At 62.5% G+C, this 19,904-nt stretch carries 31 protein-coding genes; 10 read left to right on the top strand and 21 right to left on the bottom strand.

Annotation, left to right across the window (positions count from 1 at the left end; all coding sequences use genetic code 11):
• Position 1: 1 nt before the first annotated feature.
• The 3 genes from rplR to rpsH are packed head-to-tail and all read right to left on the bottom strand — an operon-like array spanning position 2 to position 1,341.
• Complete coding sequence (rplR, locus tag HMPREF2792_RS03215; protein WP_070521697.1) at positions 2 to 403, bottom strand: 50S ribosomal protein L18; 402 nt, start codon at positions 401 to 403, stop codon at positions 2 to 4.
• Positions 404 to 406: 3 nt separating this feature from the next.
• A complete protein-coding gene (gene rplF, locus HMPREF2792_RS03220) occupies positions 407 to 943 on the bottom strand; it encodes a 50S ribosomal protein L6 (protein WP_070521700.1) in 537 nt (178 codons plus the stop codon).
• Positions 944 to 957: 14 nt separating this feature from the next.
• On the bottom strand, positions 958 to 1,341 hold the full coding sequence (gene rpsH, locus HMPREF2792_RS03225) for a 30S ribosomal protein S8 (protein ID WP_070521703.1): 384 nt from the start codon (positions 1,339 to 1,341) through the stop codon (positions 958 to 960).
• Between the two features lie 310 nt (positions 1,342 to 1,651).
• On the opposite strand from rpsH, the gene HMPREF2792_RS03230 reads away from it, so the two are divergent.
• Positions 1,652 to 1,900: a DUF6457 domain-containing protein gene (locus HMPREF2792_RS03230; RefSeq protein WP_070530797.1), complete on the top strand. Its 249-nt coding sequence runs from the start codon at positions 1,652 to 1,654 to the stop codon at positions 1,898 to 1,900.
• Positions 1,897 to 2,748 (top strand): formate dehydrogenase accessory sulfurtransferase FdhD, encoded by an 852-nt coding sequence (gene fdhD, locus HMPREF2792_RS03235; protein WP_070530799.1) that lies wholly within the window; start codon positions 1,897 to 1,899, stop codon positions 2,746 to 2,748. Before HMPREF2792_RS03230 ends, fdhD begins: the two co-directional genes overlap by 4 nt.
• On the opposite strand, the gene HMPREF2792_RS03240 is transcribed toward fdhD, so the two are convergent.
• From HMPREF2792_RS03240 to HMPREF2792_RS03265, 6 genes are all read right to left on the bottom strand, one after another.
• Positions 2,717 to 3,502: a formate/nitrite transporter family protein gene (locus HMPREF2792_RS03240; protein ID WP_070530801.1), complete on the bottom strand. Its 786-nt coding sequence runs from the start codon at positions 3,500 to 3,502 to the stop codon at positions 2,717 to 2,719. The genes fdhD and HMPREF2792_RS03240 overlap by 32 nt on opposite strands.
• A 165-nt stretch (positions 3,503 to 3,667) precedes the next feature.
• Positions 3,668 to 4,219, bottom strand: a complete 552-nt coding sequence (rplE, locus tag HMPREF2792_RS03245; protein ID WP_070521728.1) for a 50S ribosomal protein L5 — start codon at positions 4,217 to 4,219, stop codon at positions 3,668 to 3,670.
• Between the two features lies 1 nt (position 4,220).
• Entirely contained in the window at positions 4,221 to 4,535 is a 315-nt protein-coding gene (gene rplX / locus HMPREF2792_RS03250) for a 50S ribosomal protein L24 (protein ID WP_005527724.1), read from the bottom strand.
• A gap of 4 nt (positions 4,536 to 4,539) precedes the next feature.
• The gene (gene rplN / locus HMPREF2792_RS03255; RefSeq protein ID WP_070521731.1) at positions 4,540 to 4,908 is read right to left on the bottom strand and encodes a 50S ribosomal protein L14; all 369 of its coding nucleotides are present in this window, start codon (positions 4,906 to 4,908) and stop codon (positions 4,540 to 4,542) included.
• A gap of 384 nt (positions 4,909 to 5,292) precedes the next feature.
• The gene (locus HMPREF2792_RS03260; protein ID WP_070530803.1) at positions 5,293 to 7,299 is read right to left on the bottom strand and encodes a sucrose-specific PTS transporter subunit IIBC; all 2,007 of its coding nucleotides are present in this window, start codon (positions 7,297 to 7,299) and stop codon (positions 5,293 to 5,295) included.
• A 112-nt stretch (positions 7,300 to 7,411) separates the two neighbouring features.
• Positions 7,412 to 8,734 carry a glycoside hydrolase family 32 protein gene (locus HMPREF2792_RS03265; RefSeq protein ID WP_070530806.1) on the bottom strand — a complete coding sequence of 441 codons (1,323 nt, stop codon included), beginning with the start codon at positions 8,732 to 8,734 and terminating at the stop codon, positions 7,412 to 7,414.
• A gap of 21 nt (positions 8,735 to 8,755) precedes the next feature.
• On the opposite strand from HMPREF2792_RS03265, the gene HMPREF2792_RS03270 reads away from it, so the two are divergent.
• On the top strand, positions 8,756 to 9,625 hold the full coding sequence (locus HMPREF2792_RS03270) for a carbohydrate kinase family protein (RefSeq protein ID WP_070530826.1): 870 nt from the start codon (positions 8,756 to 8,758) through the stop codon (positions 9,623 to 9,625).
• Positions 9,622 to 10,014, top strand: a complete 393-nt coding sequence (locus HMPREF2792_RS03275; protein ID WP_070521740.1) for a hypothetical protein — start codon at positions 9,622 to 9,624, stop codon at positions 10,012 to 10,014. Before HMPREF2792_RS03270 ends, HMPREF2792_RS03275 begins: the two co-directional genes overlap by 4 nt.
• Here HMPREF2792_RS03275 and HMPREF2792_RS03280 read toward each other — a convergent pair.
• The 12 genes from HMPREF2792_RS03280 to rpsJ all read right to left on the bottom strand — a co-directional run bounded on the left by HMPREF2792_RS03280 (position 10,011) and on the right by rpsJ (position 16,094).
• On the bottom strand, positions 10,011 to 10,736 hold the full coding sequence (locus HMPREF2792_RS03280; protein WP_070530808.1) for a hypothetical protein: 726 nt from the start codon (positions 10,734 to 10,736) through the stop codon (positions 10,011 to 10,013). The genes HMPREF2792_RS03275 and HMPREF2792_RS03280 overlap by 4 nt on opposite strands.
• 189 nt (positions 10,737 to 10,925) lie before the next feature.
• Complete coding sequence (rpsQ, locus tag HMPREF2792_RS03285) at positions 10,926 to 11,207, bottom strand: 30S ribosomal protein S17 (RefSeq protein WP_070521746.1); 282 nt, start codon at positions 11,205 to 11,207, stop codon at positions 10,926 to 10,928.
• Positions 11,208 to 11,209: 2 nt separating this feature from the next.
• Positions 11,210 to 11,440 carry a 50S ribosomal protein L29 gene (gene rpmC / locus HMPREF2792_RS03290; RefSeq protein ID WP_005276944.1) on the bottom strand — a complete coding sequence of 77 codons (231 nt, stop codon included), beginning with the start codon at positions 11,438 to 11,440 and terminating at the stop codon, positions 11,210 to 11,212.
• Positions 11,440 to 11,856, bottom strand: a complete 417-nt coding sequence (rplP, locus tag HMPREF2792_RS03295; RefSeq protein ID WP_070521748.1) for a 50S ribosomal protein L16 — start codon at positions 11,854 to 11,856, stop codon at positions 11,440 to 11,442. Before rplP ends, rpmC begins: the two co-directional genes overlap by 1 nt.
• Before the next feature lie 3 nt (positions 11,857 to 11,859).
• Positions 11,860 to 12,606: a 30S ribosomal protein S3 gene (gene rpsC / locus HMPREF2792_RS03300; protein ID WP_070446580.1), complete on the bottom strand. Its 747-nt coding sequence runs from the start codon at positions 12,604 to 12,606 to the stop codon at positions 11,860 to 11,862.
• Positions 12,606 to 12,968, bottom strand: coding sequence for a 50S ribosomal protein L22 (gene rplV, locus HMPREF2792_RS03305; RefSeq protein WP_010189645.1), 363 nt, complete (start codon positions 12,966 to 12,968; stop codon positions 12,606 to 12,608). The genes rpsC and rplV overlap by 1 nt, the downstream gene beginning before the upstream one ends.
• A 3-nt stretch (positions 12,969 to 12,971) precedes the next feature.
• Positions 12,972 to 13,250: a 30S ribosomal protein S19 gene (rpsS, locus tag HMPREF2792_RS03310; RefSeq protein ID WP_010189646.1), complete on the bottom strand. Its 279-nt coding sequence runs from the start codon at positions 13,248 to 13,250 to the stop codon at positions 12,972 to 12,974.
• A gap of 13 nt (positions 13,251 to 13,263) precedes the next feature.
• Complete coding sequence (rplB, locus tag HMPREF2792_RS03315) at positions 13,264 to 14,100, bottom strand: 50S ribosomal protein L2 (protein WP_070521750.1); 837 nt, start codon at positions 14,098 to 14,100, stop codon at positions 13,264 to 13,266.
• Positions 14,101 to 14,135: 35 nt separating this feature from the next.
• Positions 14,136 to 14,438, bottom strand: a complete 303-nt coding sequence (rplW, locus tag HMPREF2792_RS03320) for a 50S ribosomal protein L23 (protein WP_070521753.1) — start codon at positions 14,436 to 14,438, stop codon at positions 14,136 to 14,138.
• Positions 14,438 to 15,100: a 50S ribosomal protein L4 gene (gene rplD, locus HMPREF2792_RS03325; RefSeq protein ID WP_010189650.1), complete on the bottom strand. Its 663-nt coding sequence runs from the start codon at positions 15,098 to 15,100 to the stop codon at positions 14,438 to 14,440. Before rplD ends, rplW begins: the two co-directional genes overlap by 1 nt.
• Complete coding sequence (rplC, locus tag HMPREF2792_RS03330) at positions 15,097 to 15,753, bottom strand: 50S ribosomal protein L3 (protein ID WP_070521756.1); 657 nt, start codon at positions 15,751 to 15,753, stop codon at positions 15,097 to 15,099. Before rplC ends, rplD begins: the two co-directional genes overlap by 4 nt.
• A 35-nt stretch (positions 15,754 to 15,788) precedes the next feature.
• On the bottom strand, positions 15,789 to 16,094 hold the full coding sequence (rpsJ, locus tag HMPREF2792_RS03335; protein WP_003848085.1) for a 30S ribosomal protein S10: 306 nt from the start codon (positions 16,092 to 16,094) through the stop codon (positions 15,789 to 15,791).
• 637 nt (positions 16,095 to 16,731) lie between these two features.
• Between rpsJ and HMPREF2792_RS03340 the strand changes: the two genes are divergently transcribed.
• From HMPREF2792_RS03340 to HMPREF2792_RS03365, 6 genes are read left to right on the top strand one after another with little or no spacing between them, the layout of a single operon-like run.
• On the top strand, positions 16,732 to 17,229 hold the full coding sequence (locus HMPREF2792_RS03340; protein WP_070530811.1) for an Asp23/Gls24 family envelope stress response protein: 498 nt from the start codon (positions 16,732 to 16,734) through the stop codon (positions 17,227 to 17,229).
• A 52-nt stretch (positions 17,230 to 17,281) separates the two neighbouring features.
• On the top strand, positions 17,282 to 17,536 hold the full coding sequence (locus HMPREF2792_RS03345; RefSeq protein WP_232748445.1) for a hypothetical protein: 255 nt from the start codon (positions 17,282 to 17,284) through the stop codon (positions 17,534 to 17,536).
• Between the two features lie 31 nt (positions 17,537 to 17,567).
• On the top strand, positions 17,568 to 17,762 hold the full coding sequence (locus HMPREF2792_RS03350) for a hypothetical protein (RefSeq protein WP_010189668.1): 195 nt from the start codon (positions 17,568 to 17,570) through the stop codon (positions 17,760 to 17,762).
• Positions 17,762 to 18,664 (top strand): Asp23/Gls24 family envelope stress response protein, encoded by a 903-nt coding sequence (locus HMPREF2792_RS03355; protein WP_070530815.1) that lies wholly within the window; start codon positions 17,762 to 17,764, stop codon positions 18,662 to 18,664. The genes HMPREF2792_RS03350 and HMPREF2792_RS03355 overlap by 1 nt, the downstream gene beginning before the upstream one ends.
• Positions 18,657 to 19,235 (top strand): DUF6286 domain-containing protein, encoded by a 579-nt coding sequence (locus HMPREF2792_RS03360; protein WP_070530818.1) that lies wholly within the window; start codon positions 18,657 to 18,659, stop codon positions 19,233 to 19,235. The genes HMPREF2792_RS03355 and HMPREF2792_RS03360 overlap by 8 nt, the downstream gene beginning before the upstream one ends.
• Positions 19,228 to 19,788 carry a hypothetical protein gene (locus tag HMPREF2792_RS03365; RefSeq protein ID WP_070530819.1) on the top strand — a complete coding sequence of 187 codons (561 nt, stop codon included), beginning with the start codon at positions 19,228 to 19,230 and terminating at the stop codon, positions 19,786 to 19,788. Before HMPREF2792_RS03360 ends, HMPREF2792_RS03365 begins: the two co-directional genes overlap by 8 nt.
• The last annotated feature ends 116 nt before the right edge of the window (positions 19,789 to 19,904 follow it).

The raw sequence follows: 19,904 nt of genomic DNA on the forward strand, positions 1-19,904 counted from the left end.
ATTAGAACTGCAGACCACCTTCACGAGCAGCTTCGGCCAGCGCAGCAACGCGGCCGTGGTACTTGTAGCCTGCACGGTCGAAGACGACCTTCTCGATGCCAGCGGCCTTGGCGCGCTCAGCGATGAGCTGGCCTACCTTGGCAGCCTTGGCCTTCTTATCGCCCTCGAGTGCACGCACGTCGGCTTCCATGGAGGAAGCAGCGGCCAGGGTGTGGCCGGCCAGGTCGTCGATGACCTGAACGTGCATGTGGCGGGAGGAGCGGTGAACGACCAGACGCGGTGCCTCAGGGGTGCCGCGGAGGGTCTTACGGATGCGGAAGTGGCGGCGCGCGCGTGCTTCACGACGACGCGAGGAAATGTCCTTGCCAACCGGGGTGCGCTTTGCGTTTTCAGTGTTAGCCATTGCTTACTTACCCGTCTTTCCGACCTTGCGGCGGATCTGCTCGCCGTCGTAGCGAATACCCTTGCCCTTGTAAGGATCGTCCTTACGCAGGCGGCGGATGTACGCGGCGACCTGTCCAACCAGTTGCTTGTCAATACCAGATACGGAGAGCTTGGTTGCGCCATCCACAGCGAAGGTGATGCCCTCCGGAGCCTTGATGAGGATCGGGTGGGAGTAGCCCAGAGAGAACTCCAGGTCCTTACCCTTCTGCTGGACGCGGTAACCAACACCGAAGATTTCCATCTTCTTGGTGTAGCCCTCGGTCACGCCAACGACGGCGTTGTTGACCAGGGAGCGGGCCAGACCGTGCAGTGCGCGGTTCTTGCGGTCGTCGTCCGGACGGGAGACCTTGATCTCATCGTCCTCGACGGCTGCGGTGATCGGCTCCGGCAGCTCAACCTCGAGGGAGCCCTTGGACCCCTTTACGTTGACAACCTGGCCATTGATGGTGATGTCGACGCCCTTCGGGACGGCGATAGGTGCTAGACCGATACGAGACATGTGTCAATCCTCCCTTACCAGACGTAGGCGAGAACTTCTCCGCCTACACCCTTCTCCTGAGCCTGACGGTCGGTAAGCAGACCCTGAGACGTGGAAATGATGGCCACGCCCAGGCCGCCCAGAACCTGCGGCAGTTCGGTGGACTTTGCGTACACACGCAGACCCGGCTTAGACACGCGACGCAGACCCGACAGGGAACGCTCACGATTGTTGTACTTAAGCTCGAGGGATAGCTCGCGGCCCTCGACGGAGTAGTCAGCGATGTAGCCTTCCTGCTTCAAGATCTCGGCGATGTTCGCCTTGAGCTTGGAGGTCGGCATCGACACGGAATCGTGGTGCGCATTGGATGCATTGCGCACGCGCGACAACATGTCGGCAATAGGATCAGTCATAGTCATATGAGTGACCTGTAACCTTTCTCGTTGCGGTTCCCTTAAAGCTCACCAAAGCGTTTTCCGTGTGATTTCGGGCTACTCACGCTCCCCGCGGTCAATACCGCGAGGCGCTCGCCACCCTTTGATACAGACAACGGTCCGCTGTCTACGGCGAGGGGCCTACAACAAAGTAGATGTGTTCAATTCTTCCGGCTTGGCACATTTGCGCACCTCCAGCGCCATTTTTGCGGCGCGGAGGAGGAAAAATGCAAGTCCGTCGGCTTACTCTACCCGCTGACATGCTGTTTTCCAAAACGCGTTAGCATGGGAAGTCATGAGTGAAGAACAGGACCCCATCCGCACGGCACACCAGTGGCTTGAGGAGGCTGCCGAGCTTGTCGGCGTCGCCCCGGCCGACGCCACCGCCTTGATTAGAGAACTCCTCGATCTGACTAAGGACGTCGCGCATACCCAATCGCGCCCCGCTGCCCCGCTGACGGCGTACCTGGTCGGTTTGGCCTCGAAGGACGTCGACGAGGCCCGCACCCACATCGCCACGCTCAAGGAGGCCCTCAACCGATGAGCGGGCGCGTCAACGCCACCTTCGCCGTGACCAAGGTGCGCCTCGATGAGCACGGAGAGGTCATCCAGGTCGATACCCGCGGCGATACCGTCGCCGGCGAAGAGCCTTTGGAGATCCGCGTGGGCGGACAAACGCTGACCACGACGATGCGCACGCCCGGCCACGATGTCGAGCTGGCCCATGGTTTTCTTCATTCCGAGGGCCACATCGAGAAGGCCAGCGATGTCACCGAGGCGCGCTACTGCGCCGGTGCCTCAGTGGACGGGCGCAACCCCTATAACCTGCTCGACGTTGAGCTAGCCAACCCCCACGCGATCAGCCTCGCCGATCTCCGCCTGACGACAACCACGTCTGCGTGCGGAGTGTGCGGCACCTCCTCTATCGAGGCGCTGATGATGCAGTCGCGATACTCAATCCCACAGGTGCCGGTGGATCCGGGGATCGTCGCCAAGCTGCCCGGCGCCTTGAAAGCGGAACAGAAGCAGTTCCGCAAAACCGGCGGCATCCACGCCGCGGGCGCCTTCACGCTCGAGGGAGAACCCGTCGTTGTACGCGAGGACGTCGGCAGGCACAACGCCGCCGACAAGGTCATCGGCCACCTACTGATGGAAGGAATGCTGCCCGCCAGCGACCTCATCCTGGTGATGAGCTCGCGCGCCAGCTTCGAGCTGGTCAACAAGGCTGCTATGGCCGGCTTCGGCATGCTCGTTGCGGTCTCCGCGGCCTCCTCGCTGGCGGTGGAAACCGCCCGGGAAACCGGCATGGCGCTCGTGGGCTTTGCCCGCGGCGACCGCTTCAACCTCTACTCGGGCGAACTTAGTCGCGGTACGCCTCCGGGCCAGAGTTAAGCCAGGCGTACACGCCGCCAATAAGGAAGCCGCCGCCGATGAGGTTTCCCACCCACACGATGGACCAGTTGGCCAACACCGCGCCGAGGGTAAAGCCTTCCGGCAGCGGGCTGGCGCAGAAGAAGGTCAGGGTCATCAGGCAGAAGTTGGCAATAACGTGCTCCAGGCCTAGGCCCACGAAGCAGGCGATGATCGGCACGATGACGAAGAACTTGGACACCACATCCTTGGCAAAGACCGCGCCGACGATAGCCATGTTGACCACGAAGTTGGCCAGCATGGCCTCCACCAGCAGCCCGCCTGGGCCCTTGGTCAGCTTGCCCATCGAGAGGTTAGCAATGAGATGGTTGGGGTCGATTCCGCCCAGCTTGGCCGACATTCCCATGGCTGCGGCAAAGAGGGCAGCACCAACCAGGTTAAACAGCGTCGTGACCACCAGCAGCCACAGGCCCTTGCCCCAGCCCACCTGTTTAGTTACGGCGCCATAGACCATGTACATCATGTTGCCGGTGGCCAGCTCCGCGCCGAGAAGGACGATGGCAAACAGGCCCAAGCCGAACAGGCAGGCAAAGACCAGCGAGCCCATGCCTTCCACATGCTTCTCGACGCCCATCCCCATCACCGCAGCAAACGCCGTACCGATGGCGAGGTACACACCCGCCAGGGTGGAGCGCACGGCGAACCGGCCAAAGGACTCGTCGAGCAACGCAACCTTTTTCTTGACCGCGGCTGCCGAAGCATCATTCAGGGACATTTCTTACCTCACTGGGGGACGCAGACTTCTCAGACGCTCGTAGTTTACTCCCAACCTCAGACATCATCTTTACTCAGGGGAAACAAGACCCCAAAAAGGGCGCAGACACAAAAATTCCCCCGGAGCTCCTTCACGGAGTGCCGGGGGAATGATTCAAGCGCTACTTTACTTGAACGGGAAGCCGAGCTCGCGCAGGAGCTTGCGGCCCTCCTCGTCGTTGGTAGCGGTGGTCACGACGGTGATGTCCATACCGCGCGGGCGGTCCACCTTGTCGATGTCGATCTCGTAGAACATGGTCTGCTCGGTGAGACCGAAGGTGTAGTTGCCGTGGCCGTCGAACTGCTGATCGGAGAGACCGCGGAAGTCGCGAATACGCGGCAGCGCGATGGTCAGCAGGCGGTCCAGGAACTCCCACATGCGGTCGCCGCGCAGGGTAACGCGTGCGCCGATGGGCATGCCCTCACGGAGCTTGAAGTTTGCGATGGACTTCTTAGCGCGACGCACCTGCGGCTTCTGGCCGGTGATAGCGGTAAGGTCCTCGAGAGCGCCGTTGATCATCTTGGAGTCGCGGGCAGCGTCGCCCACACCCATGTTGACAACGACCTTGGTGACGCCCGGAATCTGCATCACGTTGTCGTACTTGAACTCGTCGTTCAGAGTCTTCTTGATTTCCTCGCGGTAGCGGGTCTTCAGACGCGGAGTGTAGTTCTCGCTCATGTTAGATGTCCTTCCCGTTGCTACGTGCGATGCGGACCTTCTTGCCGTTTTCGTCGAAACGGTAGCCCACGCGGGTCGGGTTGCCCTCGGAGTCAACGATCGCAACGTTGGACACGTGGATCGGAGCTTCCTGGGTAACGATTCCGCCGGACTCGGCGCCACGCTCGGTAGCGGAGTTAGCAACGTGCTTCTTGACGCGGTTGACGCCCTCAACGAGGACCTTGTCGCGCTTCGGGTATGCCTCAATGACCTTGCCCTTCGCGCCCTTGTCCGGGCCCGAAATGACGATCACCATATCGCCCTTATGAATCTTCATAAGATTAGATCACCTCCGGTGCGAGAGAAACGATCTTCATGAAGCGCTTATCACGAAGTTCGCGAGCAACCGGGCCGAAGATGCGGGTACCGCGCGGCTCATTGTCGCCCTTGAGAATAACTGCGGCGTTTTCATCGAATGCGATGTAGGAGCCGTCCGGGCGACGGGTCTCCTTCTTGGCACGGACGATGACGGCCTTGACGACATCGCCTTCCTTCACGTTGCCACCCGGGGTGGCTTCCTTGACAGTGGCAACGACAACGTCACCAATGCCAGCGAAACGTCGAACGGAGCCGCCGAGAACGCGGATGACGAGGAGCTCTCGTGCACCGGAGTTGTCGGCGACGCGCAGACGCGATTCTTGCTGAATCACTATGGGTCTCCTGACCTGGATTAACGTGCGTCAAGATTTCCGTCCTTGACACACCTGGTCTACTTGCTTGCGTGGCATAGGCTGTGCGACGAACTCGCTGTTCACAGCGGTCGAAGGGTCTCGGTGTGGCGATTCGGAAACGCATCGCGCTGCACCGACCGACCATATGCAACCCATACATTCAAGCATGTCCCCCACTGTTTCCCCAAATCGCGCACCCCACTGTTTCCCCGCCCCCACAGAACTTCCCATCCTCCCAAACCCAAATGTGCAGACGCGGAAGTGCAGAGGCGCTGGTGGACGTCGTCAAGCGCACGCGCAGTGCTTGGCGACGACCGTGCTGTACTTCCAGGTCTGTACTTATGGAATCGGCGGACGGAGGCTCTAGGCCTTCTCCGCCGAAGCGGCGGTGGTGGTAGCCGCAGGTTTCGGCTTCGGGTCCACGGTGAGTAATGCATCCCCGAAGGTGATTTCCGCACCGGTGGCATAGGCCGGGAGGACTGGGCCCGTCTTCTTCGAGTTGGATACCACCACAGGTGTTGTCACCGGGTAGTCCGCCGCCTTGATGGCGGCGATATCGAACTCGCAGAGGAGGTCACCGGCCTTGACCTCATCGCCCTTGGAGACGTGCGAGGTAAAGTGCTCGCCCTTCAGGTTCACGGTGTCGAAACCGATGTGCATGAGGATGTCAACGTTGTTGCCGTCGGCATCTTTTCCACGCACGGCATAGGCGTGCTTGGAAGGGAAGGTGACGGTGACCTTGCCATCAATCGGGGAGACGAGGCGCCCCTCGCTCGGCTCGATGGCCGCGCCCGCGCCCAGCTTGCCGGCGGCAAACATCGGGTCGGAGACCGATTCCAACGCGATGGCCTTTCCGGCCAGCGGGGAGGCCACGCGGTAGGCATTCGGATCAGCGGTGGCGGCAGGAACCGCACCGCCTACGTCGGCGTTGGCGGTACCGACCTCATCGGGATCGATGGAGCCGTTCTTGGAGATGAGGTAGCGGCCATATACAAAGGCCACGCCGAAGGAGAGGATGAGGGAGACGAAGGCGCAGATGAAGAACTGCGTGTAATCCTCCGGGCGCATTGAGACGAATCCGATGAAGCCGGCGGCGCCGAGGGCGGTAGCTTTGACGTCGAGAAGCGCGATGAGCGTCGAGGCCACTGCGGACGCGCCCATGCCGATGTAGAACGGCCAGCGCAGGCGGAGGTTCACACCGAAGATAGCGGGCTCGGTAATGCCGAAGAGCGCGGAAACACCCGAGGCGCCCGACAGGCCCTTGAGCTTCTCCGACTTGGTCAGGAAGTAGACCGCCAAGGCCACGCCACCCTGGGCAATGTTGGCCATGGAGGCCACCGCGAAGATGAAGGAACCGCCCTCGTTCCACAGCATCGTCTCAATCGGCGGGAAGGACTGGTGCAGGCCGGTAATGACGATCGGTGAGTAGAACAAACCGAAGATGAAGCCGCCCACTGGGCCGGCGAAGGTGTAAAGGTCGTTGAGCCCAGCGCCGAGCATGTCGCCCGCCGTGCGCAGAATAGGACCAACCGCGATGAAGGTGATAAAGCCCGTCACCAGCAACGTGAGCAACGGGGTGAGCATGAAATCCACGGTGCCCTTGAGGTGCTTGTGCAGGAATTTCTCAATCGTGGCCAGAATCCACGCGATGACCAAGATCGGCAGGATGGAACCCTGGTAACCCGCCTGGGCCACATCGAGGCCGAAGATATTCCAGTAGGACATCTCCCCCGCCTCGATGGTCGCGGCCACCTGATACCCGTTCACCAGGTCCGGCATCACCATGGCCATGGCCATGCCCGCACCGAGGAACTCGTTGCCGCCGAAGCGCTTGGTGGCGGTGAAGCCCACCAGGATAGGCAGGAAGGCAAACGGCGCGGAAGCCAAGAGGTTGATGAGCCCGGCGACATCCGCCATGGCCGGGAACATCTCGATGACGGATTGCTCGCCGAACAGCCCGTTGGCGGTCAGCACATTGTTGAGCGCCATGAGCAGACCGCCGCCGACCAGAATCGGGATGAGCGGCACGAAGATATCCGCGAGGACCTTCACTGCCCGGGAGAACCAATTGCCGGAGTCGGCGGCGATGTCCTTGAGCTTGTCAGTAGAAACTGCGATATCCTTCGAGGTCATCGCGTTGATCTGGTCGAATACGATGTTGACATCGCCCGGGCCGACGATGACCTGGAACATGCCCCCGGCCTCAAAGATGCCCTTGAGGTCCGGATCGTTTTCTAGTGCGGCCGTATCGACCTTTTTACTGTCTTTCAGCACCATGCGCAGGCGGGTGGCGCAGTGCGCGAGCGCCACAATGTTGTCTTCGCCGCCGATTGCTTTGAGTGTTCGCGCCGCGACCTGTTTGTGATCCATACCGGCGTGCCTCCTCGGAGAGTGAGATGAATTAAATAGCTTCACCTCCCATTAGACACGTTACCCAACATAAAACCAATCATTCGGGCGCAAATATAGGAAAATTCACACCCTACCGGGCTTCCCAGCCGCGCCAGCGAGCGTCACCGGCACCAAAGACTGCCGACGCCCCCGCAATCCGCCCATCACCTGCAAAGACCTCCACCGCGCAGCCATCAGCGACAAGCTCCAGTGTTCCTGCTGGACACGGCACGACGCGTTCATCTTCGCCAGAGGAGAGTCGCAGCTCTCCCCCGCCGTAAGCTACGAGGAAGGCGGTTGCACCGGAGGCGTCGACAAGCGCATAAGTGCCCTCCCCAGCCTGCAGCGTGGCCACCGAACCGAACCCCTCTCGCGCCGGCTCCGTCGGCGCAGACCCTAGCGACCACAGCGGTGCCTGGCGCAACCAGCCATCCTCCAGCCAGACGCGCCGCGGAAGCGTCAGCGTATGCACCCAGCCCTGGGCGACAGTCGGGGTGTCATCCTGCGCGGGCAGCCCCATCCACCCCAGCATGATGGCCTCTCCATCCTTCTCCACCAGCTGCGGCGCATAGAACTGGTGGCCATAGTCCACCTCGCTGAAACCGCGCTCCACGTGGAAAACCGTGCTCTCAAGCCGGCCCACGAGGTAGCCGCACTGGTCGGAGGAGGCGTAGTGCGTGGCGTTACCGCGCACGGGATCTAAACCTTGCGGGCAGATGACCAGGACGTCCTTGTCCTCGCCCGTGGCGCGGTCCCGCAGCGTGAGCAAATTCGGGCATTCCCACATGTAGCCGCCCGGCACCAGGTCGGGGCTCAGGCCCGGCTCAGCGCCTGAGGTGTCAAAGGTGAGCGCACCCTCAAAGGACCACTGCGCCAAGTCCGTGGAGCGATAGAGCACCACGTGCCCGGTTTCATCCTCCGCCTGGGCGCCGAGCACCATGCGCCAGCCGTTCTTGTCGCGGGTGATCTGGGGATCGCGGTAATGCCCGGTGAAACCTGCGGCGGGCCCGTCGATGAGCGGGTTCGCTGCGTCGTGCTCGTAGAAGCCGCCTTCTGGACCGCCGGCATCGACCGCGCGGACGCGGTTCTGCGAGGGAATCCGCACGCCATCGCGCTTGAGGTTGCCGGTATAAAACAGCCAGACGTCCTCGCCGTCGACCACCGCACCACCGGAATAACAGCCGTGGGCGTCGTGCTCACGGATGGGATAGAGCGCGTCCGGGAAGTGCCGCCAGGGCTGCGGCTCGCTCAGGGAAGTCACGGCGTGCCCCCAGCCCGTCTGCTTCGGCGCGTGTGGGAAGCAGGGGTCGTGCTGATAGTAAACGTGCAGGTTATCGCCATCGAAGAAGACCCCGTTTGGATCGTTAAGGCGACCAGACGGCGGGGAGAGATGGAAGTGCGGACGGTAGTTCATGCTCCCGATAGTATGGGCTCTATGGACATTATGGTGTGTGGCGAAGGCCTCGTTGACCTCGTTCCGCGCGGACGCGGGGGGCTGGCGGATCTCACCCCAGCGTTGGGCGGCGGCCCCTTCAACGTGGCGGTCGCGGCGGGGCGTTTGGGCGCAAGCGTGGGTTTTCAATCGCGGCTTTCGCGGGATGCATTCGGGCAGGCGCTCGTGGAGCGCCTACATAAAGAAGGAGTGGATACCTCGCTCGTGCAGCGCGGTGACGAGCCCACAACGCTGGCGGTCTGCAACATCGGGGAGGACGGCTCGGCCACCTACTCCTTCTATACGGAGGGCACGGCGGACCGGCTGGTGGAGCCTGTGCTTGCTGACGTCCCCTGGGCCTGCTTCGGCACCGTCTCCCTCGCCCTGGAGCCGGGCGCATCCCGCTATGCCGAGCTGCTCCAGGAGCTTGCGGCGCAGGGCACGAAGGTGGCCTTGGATCCGAACATCCGCCCCTTCTTCGCCACCCCGGCGCACCGCGAGTTTTTGTTGTCGTTGCTGCCACAGGTCACGCTGCTGAAGCTGAGTGAGGAGGAGGTTGAATTCCTCGGTGAGGACGCGCTTTCGCAGGTGCCCGTGGTCGTGACCACGCGTGGCGCCGAAGGTCTGAGCGTGCGCACGGACTCGGTGTCGCTGCAGGTCCCGCCGGTTACGGTGGAGGTGGCGGACACCATCGGCGCGGGCGACACGGTGATGGCCGCGCTCTTAAGACAGTTGGTGGAGCGGGACATTAGCGCTTTGAGCGTCGAGGAGTGGCAGGAGATCCTGCACTTTGCGGCGACGGCCGCAGCCATTACTGTTTCCCGCACGGGCGCGCAGCCGCCCACGCTTTCTGAGGTGGAGGAACTACTATGAGCTATCCCCTGCGCACGACCGGGCTCCACGGCCTGCTCTTCCTCGTGGTGACGGTGTCCTTCATTTTGCCCGTCGTCTTCGGCACGGGCGCGCTTCTGCCGGTGCCAGCTGCGGTGGTGCTGTCGGTGCTGTTGGGAGGCGCCGCGCTTGTCGACGCCTCCTACCACGCCTTCTCCCCCGCCCAGCGCCCCACCCGGGGGCTGCGCGCTATCTCCGCGCTGGGCGCGGTTGCGCTCATCGCGGGCTGGCTGGTGTGGCTCAAGGTCTTTCGCACCGTCGACCTGGCCAGCGCCGCGCCCTACCGTATCGGCACGTTTCTTCTCGCGGTGGGCGCGGTGCTCAGCGTCTTTAGCATCGCTATCGCGCTCACACACCGGCGGGTGCGCTAAAGAATATCTGCCGGTATGTAGGGCATGCGCAGCGTGCCCATCGGGACACTCACATCGCTTTGCCAGAATCCGCTCGTGGCATCGATCGGCAAGGTGGCCTTCATTCCTTCGTAGCCGTCCCACAAATCCCCATTGCCGACTATTCCGATGCATTCCTGGTTTGCACGAACCTCCACCTCACCCGGCCTGCCGCTCTTGGTACCGCTCAACGTGGTGGGCGCGTCCAAGGCCAGGACCCACACCTCTTCCGAGGCATATTCGGGCAAGACGATGCCGGGCTCTCCACCGTCAAGGTCGCCTGCTTTTGCCTTGTGTACGGTACCCGACACGGTAGACGGGACATCGGCAGGATTGCCCTCGCTACGGACGCGATCCTTCCGGTACACGCACTTGTCAATGCCGCTGGCGGCGGAGGTGCCCGCGCCGTCTTTAGCTACATCTTGTGCGTTGGGCGTCTTCGCGCCGTCAGCCGAGCCAAAATCAGCGGAGCCAGGTGTATAGCCGGCTGGTAGCGTCGGGTTGGGTCCGGCCGCTTCGATGCTCGGTTGTGGGTGCGCGTCCTCTTCCTGGGCCTCCTCCGTGGCTGAATCAGCGACGTCGACAGCATCTACGGTGGAGGCGTCGGAAGCGACAGGTGCAGGCTCCTCCGCGGTGCAACCGACTAGGGCTGCAACAGAGGAAGCGCAGACAAGGGTAAACAGAGAGCGAGAGAACGCGGACATAGAGAGTTTGGCCTTTCAGGAGATGAACGGCCTTACCCTAACACGTTCCCGCAGCTGAATCCCCATAACTGGAAACCGCTCCCCTGACGGGCTGTTGTCTCTGGCGTGCCGGATGCGGAAGCCAAGGGCGCATAAAAAATGGCCCCCACGTAAACCGTGGGGGCCATTGATATCGAGGAGGGCTAGATTTTACTTAGCCTTCTCCACGATCTCGACGAGACGGAAGTGCTTGTCCTTGGACAGCGGGCGAGTCTCGGCGATGAGAACGCGGTCGCCGATGCCGGCGGTCTCGTTCTCGTCGTGCGCCTTAACCTTCTTGTTAGTGCGCATAATCTTGCCGTAGAGGGCGTGCTGCTTGCGGTCCTCGAGCTCGACAACGATGGTCTTGTCCATCTTGTCGGAGACAACGATGCCGGTGCGGGTCTTGCGAGCGCCCTTTTCCTTCTTAGTGTTCACGTTTGCCTCACTCATGATTAAGCCTCAGCTCCCGGAGCAACGGACAGGCCCAGCTCGCGCTCGCGCAGAACGGTGTAGATGCGGGCGATGTCGCGCTTAACCGTGCCGATGCGGCGGTTGTTGGTCAGCTGGCCAGTGGCCTTCTGGAAACGAAGGTTGAAGAGCTCTTCCTTCGCATCCTTCAGGCGGGTCTCCAGCTCAGCGTTGTCGAGCTCACGGAACTCGTGGGCGGGGGTACCGGTAGCCATTAGAACTGGTCCTCCTTCTTGATGATGCGGACCTTGCACGGAAGCTTCTGGCCAGCGCGGCGCAGGGCCTCGATGGCAACTTCGTCGTTCGGGTAGGTCATCTCGAAGAGGATGCGGCCCGGCTTAACGTTGGCAACCCACTTCTCGACGGGACCCTTACCGGAACCCATACGCACGCCGAGCGGCTTCTGGGTCAAGGGGCGGTCCGGGAAGATGTTGATCCACACCTTGCCACCGCGCTTAACGTGGCGGTTGATGGCAATACGTGCGGCCTCAATCTGGCGGTTGGTGATGTACGCCGGCTCGAGAGCCTGGATGGCGTAGTCACCGAAGTTGATGCGGTTACCGCCCTTGGACACACCCGAGCGGGTCGGGCGGTGCTGGCGACGGTACTTGACGCGCTTAGGAATCAGCATGGATTAGCCCTCCTGCTTCTGCTGTGCGCGCTGACGACGCTGGCCACCACGGCGCGAGCGACCGTTACGGTCACCGCGGCCACGGCCCTGCGCCGGAGCGTTCAGTTCGGACTCGCGCACGCCACCGACAACGTCACCCTTGTAGATCCACACCTTGATGCCGATGCGGCCGAAGGTGGTGTGGGCCTCTGCGGTGCCGTAGTCGATTTCGGCGCGAAGAGTGTGCAGCGGAACGCGACCCTCGTGGTAGCGCTCAACGCGAGACATTTCTGCACCGCCCAGGCGGCCGGACAGCAGAATCTTGATGCCCTTGACCTGCGGCTGGCGCATAGCGGACTGGATAGCCTTGCGCATTGCACGACGGAATGCGACACGGTTAACCAGCTGCTCCGCGATGGACTGCGCAACCAGGGTTGCGTTGGCGTCGACCTGCTTGACCTCGAGAATGTTGAGGGCAACCATCTTGCCGGTGAGCTTCTCCAGCTCGCGGCGGATGCGGTCAGCCTCAGCGCCGCGACGGCCAATCACGATGCCCGGGCGGGCGGTGTGAATGTCCACGCGGACGCGGTCGCGGGTGCGCTCGATGACGACGTCGGCAATGCCGGCGCGGTCGAGGCCCTTCTCCAAGTACTCGCGGATCTTGATGTCTTCGGCTACGTAGTTTGCGTAGTCCTTATCGGCGTACCAGTGGGTCTTCCAGTCGGAAGTGATGCCCAAACGTAGGCCGTGAGGATGGATCTTCTGGCCCATTACTTGGCCCCTTCCTTCTGGCTCTCGACAACCACGGTGATGTGGCTGGTGCGCTTACGAATCATGAATGCGCGGCCCTGTGCGCGCGGCTGGAAACGACGCATGGTCGGACCCTCGTTGGCGTATGCCTCGGAGATGACCAGGGTGCGCGGATCCAGGCCGAAGTTATTCTCAGCGTTGGCAGCTGCGGATGCAACGACCTTGGCAACCGGCTCAGCGGCGCCCTGCGGAGCGTACTTCAGGATTGCAAGTGCCTCGGCTACGGACTTACCGCGGACCAAGTCGATGACGCGGCGTGCCTTCATCGGGGTAACGCGGACGTAGCGAGCCGTTGCGGATGCGGAGGTGATGGTGTCACTCATCGCTTATCGACGTCCCTTCTTGTCGTCCTTGACGTGACCCTTAAAGGTCTTGGTGGGTGCGAACTCACCGAGCTTGTGACCAACCATGGAGTCCTCGACGAACACCGGCACATGCTTGCGGCCGTCGTGGACGGCGAAGGTGTGACCGATGAAATCGGGCAGGATGGTGGAGCGGCGAGACCAGGTCTTGATGACCTGCTTGGTGCCGGCCTCGTTCTGAGCATCAACCTTGTTGAGGAGGTGCTCATCGACGAACGGGCCCTTCTTAAGGCTGCGTGGCATTGTTTACCTCCTCTTAGCGCTTCTTGTTCGGGCGACGACGGCGCACGATCATATTGTTCGAGTAACGGTTCGGGTTGCGGGTGCGGCCTTCCTTGTGGCCCCACGGCGACACCGGGTGGCGACCACCCGAGGTCTTACCCTCACCACCACCGTGCGGGTGGTCGACCGGGTTCATAACGACACCGCGGACGGTCGGGCGGACGCCCTTCCAGCGCATACGGCCGGCCTTGCCCCAGCGGATGTTCATCTGGTCAGCGTTGCCAACCTCACCGACGGTGGCGCGGCAACGGATGTCGACGCGACGGATCTCAGAGGACGGCATACGCAGGATGGCGTACTTGCCCTCCTTACCCAGCAGCTGGATGGAGGCACCAGCGGAGCGAGCCAGCTTAGCGCCAGCGCCCGGCTTGAGCTCCACAGCGTGGATGGTGGTACCGGTCGGGATGTTGCGCAGCGGCAGGTTGTTGCCAACCTTGATATCTGCGTTCGCACCAGCCTCAACGATGGCGCCCTGCTTCAGGCCCTTCGGGGCGATGATGTAGCGCTTCTCGCCGTCTGCGTAGTGCAGGAGGGCGATGTTAGCAGTACGGTTCGGGTCGTACTCGATGTGAGCGACCTTTGCGGGGATGCCGTCCTTGTCGGTACGACGGAAGTCGATGAGACGGTAACGGCGCTTGTGGCCACCGCCGATGTGGCGGGGGGTGATGCGGCCGTAGTTGTTACGACCACCAGTCTTGCTCAGCGGGCGCAGCAGGGACTTCTCCGGGGTCGAGCGAGTGATTTCCTCGAACTCGGACACGGAGGATGCGCGGCGACCCGGAGTTGTCGGCTTGTACTTACGAATAGCCATAATTCTTCCTTTTCCTTTCGGCTCTTCGGTGGGGCTTAAGCGCCTGCGCCGAAGACGTCGATGGAGTCGCTGCCTTCACGGAGCGTCACGTAGGCGCGCTTGGTGGACTTACGCTGACCGAAACCGGTGCGGGTGCGCTTGCGCTTGCCTGCACGGTTCACGGTGTTCACGGAAGCAACCTGCACGCCGAAGATCTGCTCGACGGCATCTTTAATCTGGGTCTTGTTGGAGTCCGTGGAGACGTAGAACGTGTACACGTTCTGCTCCATGAGGCCGTAGGACTTCTCGGACACAACCGGTGCGATGATGACGTCGCGCGGGTTAGCGAGCTTAGCCATTACTTCTCCTCCTTAGCTTCCTCGGCAGCGCCGGTAGCGCGCTCGACGAAGGTGTGCAGAGCCTCAACGGAGAACACAACGTCGTCCGAGTAGAGGACGTCGTAGGTGTTCAGCTGGCCGGCGTCCAGGATCTGGACGTTCGGCAGGTTGTTGGCGCTGCGGCGAGCATTGATGTCCTCGCGGCCGATGACCAGAAGAACGTTCTTGCGGTCGGTGAGGCGCTCGATGAAGGCCTTGGCCTGCTTGGTGGACGGGGTCTGGCCCGGGACGAGCTCCTCGATGACGTGGATGCGCTCGTTACGTGCACGGTCAGACAGTGCGCCGTAGAGAGCAGCCTTGATCATGCGCTTCGGGGTGCGCTGGGAGTAGTCACGCGGGACCGGGCCATGCACGGTGCCGCCGCCGGTGTAGTGCGGAGCACGGATGGAACCCTGGCGGGCGCGGCCGGTGCCCTTCTGGCGGAACGGCTTGCGACCACCACCGCGGACCTCGCCGCGGGTCTTGGTCTTGTGGGTGCCCTGACGAGCGGCAGCGAGCTGTGCGTTGACAACCTGGTGCATCAGAGCAATGGATGCCTCGGTGTCAAAGAGCTCGGCCGGCAACTCAACGGTGCCGTTGGTCTTACCGTCAGCGGTCTGGACGTCTAGCTTGAGGTTGCTCATGCGTGTGCACCGCCCTTCACTGCGGTCTTAACGGTGACGAGACCACCGCGCGCACCCGGGATAGCACCCTTGATGAGCAGCAGGTTGGACTCGGCATCAATCTTCTGAATCTTCAGGTTCTGGGTGGTCACGCGGTCCTGGCCCATGCGGCCAGCCATGCGCTTACCCTTGAAGACGCGGCCCGGGAACGAAGCGCCACCGATGCCACCAACGCGGCGGTGAGCAGCCTGGTTACCGTGGGCAGCGCCCTGGCCTGCGAAGCCGTGGCGCTTCATGGCGCCGGCGTAGCCGTGACCCTTGGTGGTGCCGGTGACGTCGACGAAGGTCACGCCCTCGAAGATGTCCACCTTGACCTCCTGGCCGACCTCGTATGCGGAGGTATCGTCCATGCGGATCTCGGCGACGTAGCGGCGCGGGGTCACGCCAGCCTTCTTGAAGTGACCAGCGGCCGGCTTGTTGGCCTTGCGCGGGTCCTTCTCGCCGAAGGCAATCTGGATGGCGTTGTAGCCATCGGTTTCCTTGGTACGGATCTGGGTAACCACGCACGGGCCAGCCTCGACGACGGTCACCGGCACAACGCGGTTCTCCTCGTCGAAGACCTGGGTCATGCCGAGCTTGGTGCCCAGAATTCCCTTGATCTCGTTTTCACTCATTGTTTGTTCTCCACCAAATACGTTGTGTCGATCGCTTACTGAATATTCACGTCGACGCTTGCCGGAAGGTCGATGCGCATCAGGGCGTCAACGGTCTTCGGGGTCGGGTCGAGAATGTCGATGAGGCGCTTGTGAGTGCGCATCTCGAAGTGCTCGCGAGAGTCCTTGTACTTGTGCGGAGAACGAATAACGGCGTATACGTTCTTCTCGGTTGGGAGCGGCACCGGGCCGACAACACGAGCACCCGTACGGGTAACGGTCTCGACGATCTTCTTAGCAGAAGCGTCGATGGCCTCGTGGTCGTAGGCCTTCAGCCGAATGCGGATTTTTTGTCCCGCCACGCTTATCCTCTTCCTCGCTTCCCCACTTTCACATACCCGGCCTATCCGGGGCGTGAAGCGGTGGGAAATTGCTTCTCGATTTCTCTATAACGTTGTCCGGGCTGGAAGCCATGGCTCAACGCCAGTTGTCTGACTGTCATGACGACCACGAGAGTGACTTAAGGCAAAGCCCAGAGTGCAGTGCTCGTGACGGGGTACAAGACCCGTAGTCAAAGTAAATAGGAAGAAGACTGGGGCGTTAGATCTCAACGATCCGCAACCAAAGTCTTATTCATATACTGCCGCTGTTTATTTGCCATGCCCCTTCTCCGGTCCATCTTCTCGGGTTGTCTCTGCTCAAGCGCGGACCTAGCCCGATCGGATGACCTTCGCGTGCAGCTCTGAAATGAACTCCACAACAAAGGTGTCATGTTCGCCTTACCAGCAACAACGCCCTACAAGCTTGCGCCTGCGGCTACGTTGCTGTGTTAAAGCAACCCCTGTATTTAAGCACGTAACCTCGCGTTTTCCAAACTCCTGCCGAAACAGTGGGTAACATCACGTTTTGGGCAAGGATTGCCTCCCCGCCGCCCCACGTTATGCGTTCGGCGATAAGCTCGTGACGTAGGTACCAACTACACAATGAAAAGGATTGAGCATGGCTGAGAACACCACCCCCAAGGACGTTGCCGAGCAGAGCACTCAGGCTGGCGACGCCACCCCGGCACCCGCACCGGAGCGCAACAAGAACCTGGAGACCGACTTCGGCACCACCCGCATCGATGACGTCGTCGTGTCCAAGATCGCCGGCATCGCCGCCCGCGAGGTTTCCGGAGTCGCTGCCCTCGGTGGCGGCGGCGCCCGCATGATGGGTTCTATCCGCGAATCCTTCGGTGCTTCCGAGGACGTGCGCCAGGGCGTCACCGTCGAGGTGAACAACGGCACCGCTTCCATTGATATCGCCATCATCGCCGAGTACGGCGTGGCCATCCACGAGCTCGCCGAGGCCATCCGCCGCAACATCATGAATGCGGTCGAGCGCATGACCGGCCTGAGCGTGGACCGCGTTGACGTCGTCGTCCACGACGTCAAACTGCCGAAGGAAGAGCAGGATTCCACCGAGTCAACCCCGGCGGTTACCCAGGGCCAGGCATAACGTGGCCCCTGCCGAGCTGACCCCCTCCATCGCGCAGTCCATAGTGGCGGCGGTGACGGATCTGAGGGGCGTCGCCAAGCTCTCGCCCGGCCGGTTCGGGGAGGTCGCGCTCCTGTTTCCCGGTGAGCGCATACGCGGCATCCGCCGCCCCACCCCGCAGGATGACACGCACCTGGAGCTGCACGTCGTCGTTGATGTCAGCGCCGGCGTTCCGCTCGCCGAGCTTGGTGCCGCCACCCGCACCACCGTCCGCAACACCTGGCCCGCGGCGCGCCGCGTGGACGTTGTCTTCGACGACGCGGTGTAGAGGAACCGACACACAGAACTAAAGGAAAACCATGAAGAACTACACCTCCCTCGGCGTGATTGCCGGCTTGGTTCTGGCCTTTTTCATCTACCTCGGCGTGTGGTACGTCGCGCTGGCGGTGCTGCTCGCCGCGGTCGGCGGCGTCATCGGCGCGCATTTCGACGGCCGCATTGACCTCACCGCGGTGTGGAAGGGCGTGGTCGGCCAGGATAGAGGCCGAGGCTAGTGAGCACCGATTCCACCGGGGTCGCCCTCGCCGGGCGGACCCGCTTTTCCCTGCGTGCGATGGAAAAGGTCATTAACTCCGCCATTGCGAGCGTGCCGGGAACCGCGGCTGTCGACGCTAAGTTAGCCGGCCTCGCCGGCCGCGCCTTTCCGCGCGTGATGGCGCAGATGGACCCGGATACACAGATGGTGGCGGTCGACGTCGACATCGCTGTGTACTGGCCCTCCCCCGTCACCGCAGTGGCGAAGGCCGTCCGCACGGCGATTCGGGAAGCCGTCCGCGATTTCACGGGTTTTCGTACCACCCGCGTCAACGTGACGGTCGCCGGCGCGGTCGCGGGCGAGCGCACGACCGCACTGGCGGTCGACACCCGCGCGCCGCTATCTCCGCAGATTCCCGCGATTGTTCCGGAACGTGCCCTGAAGCCGGTAGAGGTCTCACCGCACGCAAAGGTTCACCAGGTTGCGGTTCCTTCACCGGTGTCGGTGCGTGCGGTGGCGGTGCCGGAGGCGGTGAAGGTGAGGGGCGTCGGCAAGCAAGCGGACGTTGAGGTGCGCACGGAAGGTTTCGGCCCTGGCGAGCACCGCTACGACGAGCTGCGCCCTGTTCGCACAGCCCCGCCGCAGCCGCTGCGCGCTGTCGCCACACCCGCACCCGTGGACGTCCGTTCCGTACCGGCTCCGCGGGGATTCGCGCTGCGCCGCGTTGAGGCTCCCCGCCCCGTCCAGCCGCGGCGGGTTCAGGTCCCGCAGGCTGCTCCCCTGCGCACCCCGCACGCCGAGCCGCTCCAGCTACGCCCCATTGAGATTCGGCCTTCCGCCGAGTTCACACGCCGGGTCGACATTCCACGGCCGACGCCGCTGCGTGCCATCACTATCCGCGAAGGAGTCCATCATGAGTGAGAGCTCCCTTCCCGTTGGCTTTGGCCAGCGCCCGAAGGCATCCCCGCCGGCGCGCGGGTGGACCATCATCGTCGGCATTCTGCTGCTCGCCGCGGCCGTCGTCGCGGGGCGCGAAGCCTGGGTCGTGGGTGCCAAGGAGGGCGGTGTCTCGTGGCTACAGCCATTCATCGACGTGATGTCCACGCCGACTGTCGCCACCTGGATGCTGGTCGCCGGGGGCGTCGCCATCGTCGTCGGGTTGATTCTGCTGTGGGCGGCGTGCGCGCCGCGGAAGGCAATGCACGTGCAAATTGGGTCTGAGGACGCGTCGATGTGGCTGCGCGCGGTGGATATTGCCCGCGTGGCGTCGGCGACGGCGCGGCGGGTGCCGGGAACTGTAGCGGCGCGGAGTCGGGCGAAGATTTCACAAGGCCGCTCTCAGATCACGGTGACCGCGACGGGCGATACTGACGACGCTCAGCTCAAGGCCCGTGTCACTGAAGCCGTAACGGCGGCGCTTGCGGCGATTACTCCGCCCCCGGAGATCACCGTGGTGATTGAGAATGATGAGGAGGAGGTTGCCAATGTCTAAGACGCTCGCGGGTATAGACCGCACGATTCTCGCTGTCTTGGGGCTCCTGCTCATTGCGTTGGGCGCGTGGCCGATTCTTATACACTTCGAGGTTTCCTTCGCCACATATTTGGCGTCCTGGGTGGACCACGATACGTGGGCTGGCTTGCCGGAACAGACCTGGTGGCCGTATGCGCTGTGCTTGGCGACGATCATCTGCAGCCTCGCCGGCCTGTGGCTCGTCATTAGCAACCTGCGGCACCATCGGTTTAACTCGGTACCCTCTGATGCCTCCGATGAGGAAGGCGCGATTAAAACGGAGATGTCTGCGATTGCGGGTGCGGTGGCGGATACCCTCGCGGCGGTAGAGGGCGTTGAGAAGGTTTCGCGGCTCGTGGCCTATGACCGCTCGCGGCCGACGCTGCAGTATGAAGTGTTGGCGGATCCTGATACGCCCTTGCTGCGTATCAAGGACGCCATTGAGGTTAATGACAGTGACTTCCGCGCGGCGTTCCCTGGGATGGATGTGGATACGCGGTACAAGGTCCACTTCACGAAGGTCCAGTCCGCCTAAGCGCAGCGCGCGTTGAGCCTTCAAGCCCCTCCCCTGAGGGGCTTTTCTTATCCCTCCGCTACCCGCGACCAGGTAGTTTCTTCTTCCGGTTGCGGGGCCCACGGTGCTGTTTTAGT

The organism is Corynebacterium sp. HMSC068H04, assembly GCF_001811255.1.
GTDB classification, from domain to species: Bacteria; Actinomycetota; Actinomycetes; order Mycobacteriales; family Mycobacteriaceae; genus Corynebacterium; species Corynebacterium hesseae.

What these genes read in the sequence shown, in the direction of transcription:
- rplR (WP_070521697.1), bottom strand. Translation starts at nt 403, where the DNA reads ATGGCTAACACTGAAAACGCAAAGCGCACCCCGGTTGGCAAGGACATT.
- rplF (WP_070521700.1), bottom strand. Translation starts at nt 943, where the DNA reads ATGTCTCGTATCGGTCTAGCACCTATCGCCGTCCCGAAGGGCGTCGAC.
- rpsH (WP_070521703.1), bottom strand. Translation starts at nt 1,341, where the DNA reads ATGACTATGACTGATCCTATTGCCGACATGTTGTCGCGCGTGCGCAAT.
- HMPREF2792_RS03230 (WP_070530797.1), top strand. Translation starts at nt 1,652, where the DNA reads ATGAGTGAAGAACAGGACCCCATCCGCACGGCACACCAGTGGCTTGAG.
- fdhD (WP_070530799.1), top strand. Translation starts at nt 1,897, where the DNA reads ATGAGCGGGCGCGTCAACGCCACCTTCGCCGTGACCAAGGTGCGCCTC.
- HMPREF2792_RS03240 (WP_070530801.1), bottom strand. Translation starts at nt 3,502, where the DNA reads ATGTCCCTGAATGATGCTTCGGCAGCCGCGGTCAAGAAAAAGGTTGCG.
- rplE (WP_070521728.1), bottom strand. Translation starts at nt 4,219, where the DNA reads ATGAGCGAGAACTACACTCCGCGTCTGAAGACCCGCTACCGCGAGGAA.
- rplX (WP_005527724.1), bottom strand. Translation starts at nt 4,535, where the DNA reads ATGAAGATTCATAAGGGCGATATGGTGATCGTCATTTCGGGCCCGGAC.
- HMPREF2792_RS03260 (WP_070530803.1), bottom strand. Translation starts at nt 7,299, where the DNA reads ATGGATCACAAACAGGTCGCGGCGCGAACACTCAAAGCAATCGGCGGC.
- HMPREF2792_RS03265 (WP_070530806.1), bottom strand. Translation starts at nt 8,734, where the DNA reads ATGAACTACCGTCCGCACTTCCATCTCTCCCCGCCGTCTGGTCGCCTT.
- HMPREF2792_RS03270 (WP_070530826.1), top strand. Translation starts at nt 8,756, where the DNA reads ATGGACATTATGGTGTGTGGCGAAGGCCTCGTTGACCTCGTTCCGCGC.
- HMPREF2792_RS03275 (WP_070521740.1), top strand. Translation starts at nt 9,622, where the DNA reads ATGAGCTATCCCCTGCGCACGACCGGGCTCCACGGCCTGCTCTTCCTC.
- HMPREF2792_RS03280 (WP_070530808.1), bottom strand. Translation starts at nt 10,736, where the DNA reads ATGTCCGCGTTCTCTCGCTCTCTGTTTACCCTTGTCTGCGCTTCCTCT.
- rpsQ (WP_070521746.1), bottom strand. Translation starts at nt 11,207, where the DNA reads ATGAGTGAGGCAAACGTGAACACTAAGAAGGAAAAGGGCGCTCGCAAG.
- rpmC (WP_005276944.1), bottom strand. Translation starts at nt 11,440, where the DNA reads ATGGCTACCGGTACCCCCGCCCACGAGTTCCGTGAGCTCGACAACGCT.
- rplP (WP_070521748.1), bottom strand. Translation starts at nt 11,856, where the DNA reads ATGCTGATTCCTAAGCGCGTCAAGTACCGTCGCCAGCACCGCCCGACC.
- rpsC (WP_070446580.1), bottom strand. Translation starts at nt 12,606, where the DNA reads ATGGGCCAGAAGATCCATCCTCACGGCCTACGTTTGGGCATCACTTCC.
- rplV (WP_010189645.1), bottom strand. Translation starts at nt 12,968, where the DNA reads ATGAGTGACACCATCACCTCCGCATCCGCAACGGCTCGCTACGTCCGC.
- rpsS (WP_010189646.1), bottom strand. Translation starts at nt 13,250, where the DNA reads ATGCCACGCAGCCTTAAGAAGGGCCCGTTCGTCGATGAGCACCTCCTC.
- rplB (WP_070521750.1), bottom strand. Translation starts at nt 14,100, where the DNA reads ATGGCTATTCGTAAGTACAAGCCGACAACTCCGGGTCGCCGCGCATCC.
- rplW (WP_070521753.1), bottom strand. Translation starts at nt 14,438, where the DNA reads ATGGCTAAGCTCGCTAACCCGCGCGACGTCATCATCGCACCGGTTGTG.
- rplD (WP_010189650.1), bottom strand. Translation starts at nt 15,100, where the DNA reads ATGAGCAACCTCAAGCTAGACGTCCAGACCGCTGACGGTAAGACCAAC.
- rplC (WP_070521756.1), bottom strand. Translation starts at nt 15,753, where the DNA reads ATGAGTGAAAACGAGATCAAGGGAATTCTGGGCACCAAGCTCGGCATG.
- HMPREF2792_RS03340 (WP_070530811.1), top strand. Translation starts at nt 16,732, where the DNA reads ATGGCTGAGAACACCACCCCCAAGGACGTTGCCGAGCAGAGCACTCAG.
- HMPREF2792_RS03350 (WP_010189668.1), top strand. Translation starts at nt 17,568, where the DNA reads ATGAAGAACTACACCTCCCTCGGCGTGATTGCCGGCTTGGTTCTGGCC.
- HMPREF2792_RS03360 (WP_070530818.1), top strand. Translation starts at nt 18,657, where the DNA reads ATGAGTGAGAGCTCCCTTCCCGTTGGCTTTGGCCAGCGCCCGAAGGCA.
- HMPREF2792_RS03365 (WP_070530819.1), top strand. Translation starts at nt 19,228, where the DNA reads ATGTCTAAGACGCTCGCGGGTATAGACCGCACGATTCTCGCTGTCTTG.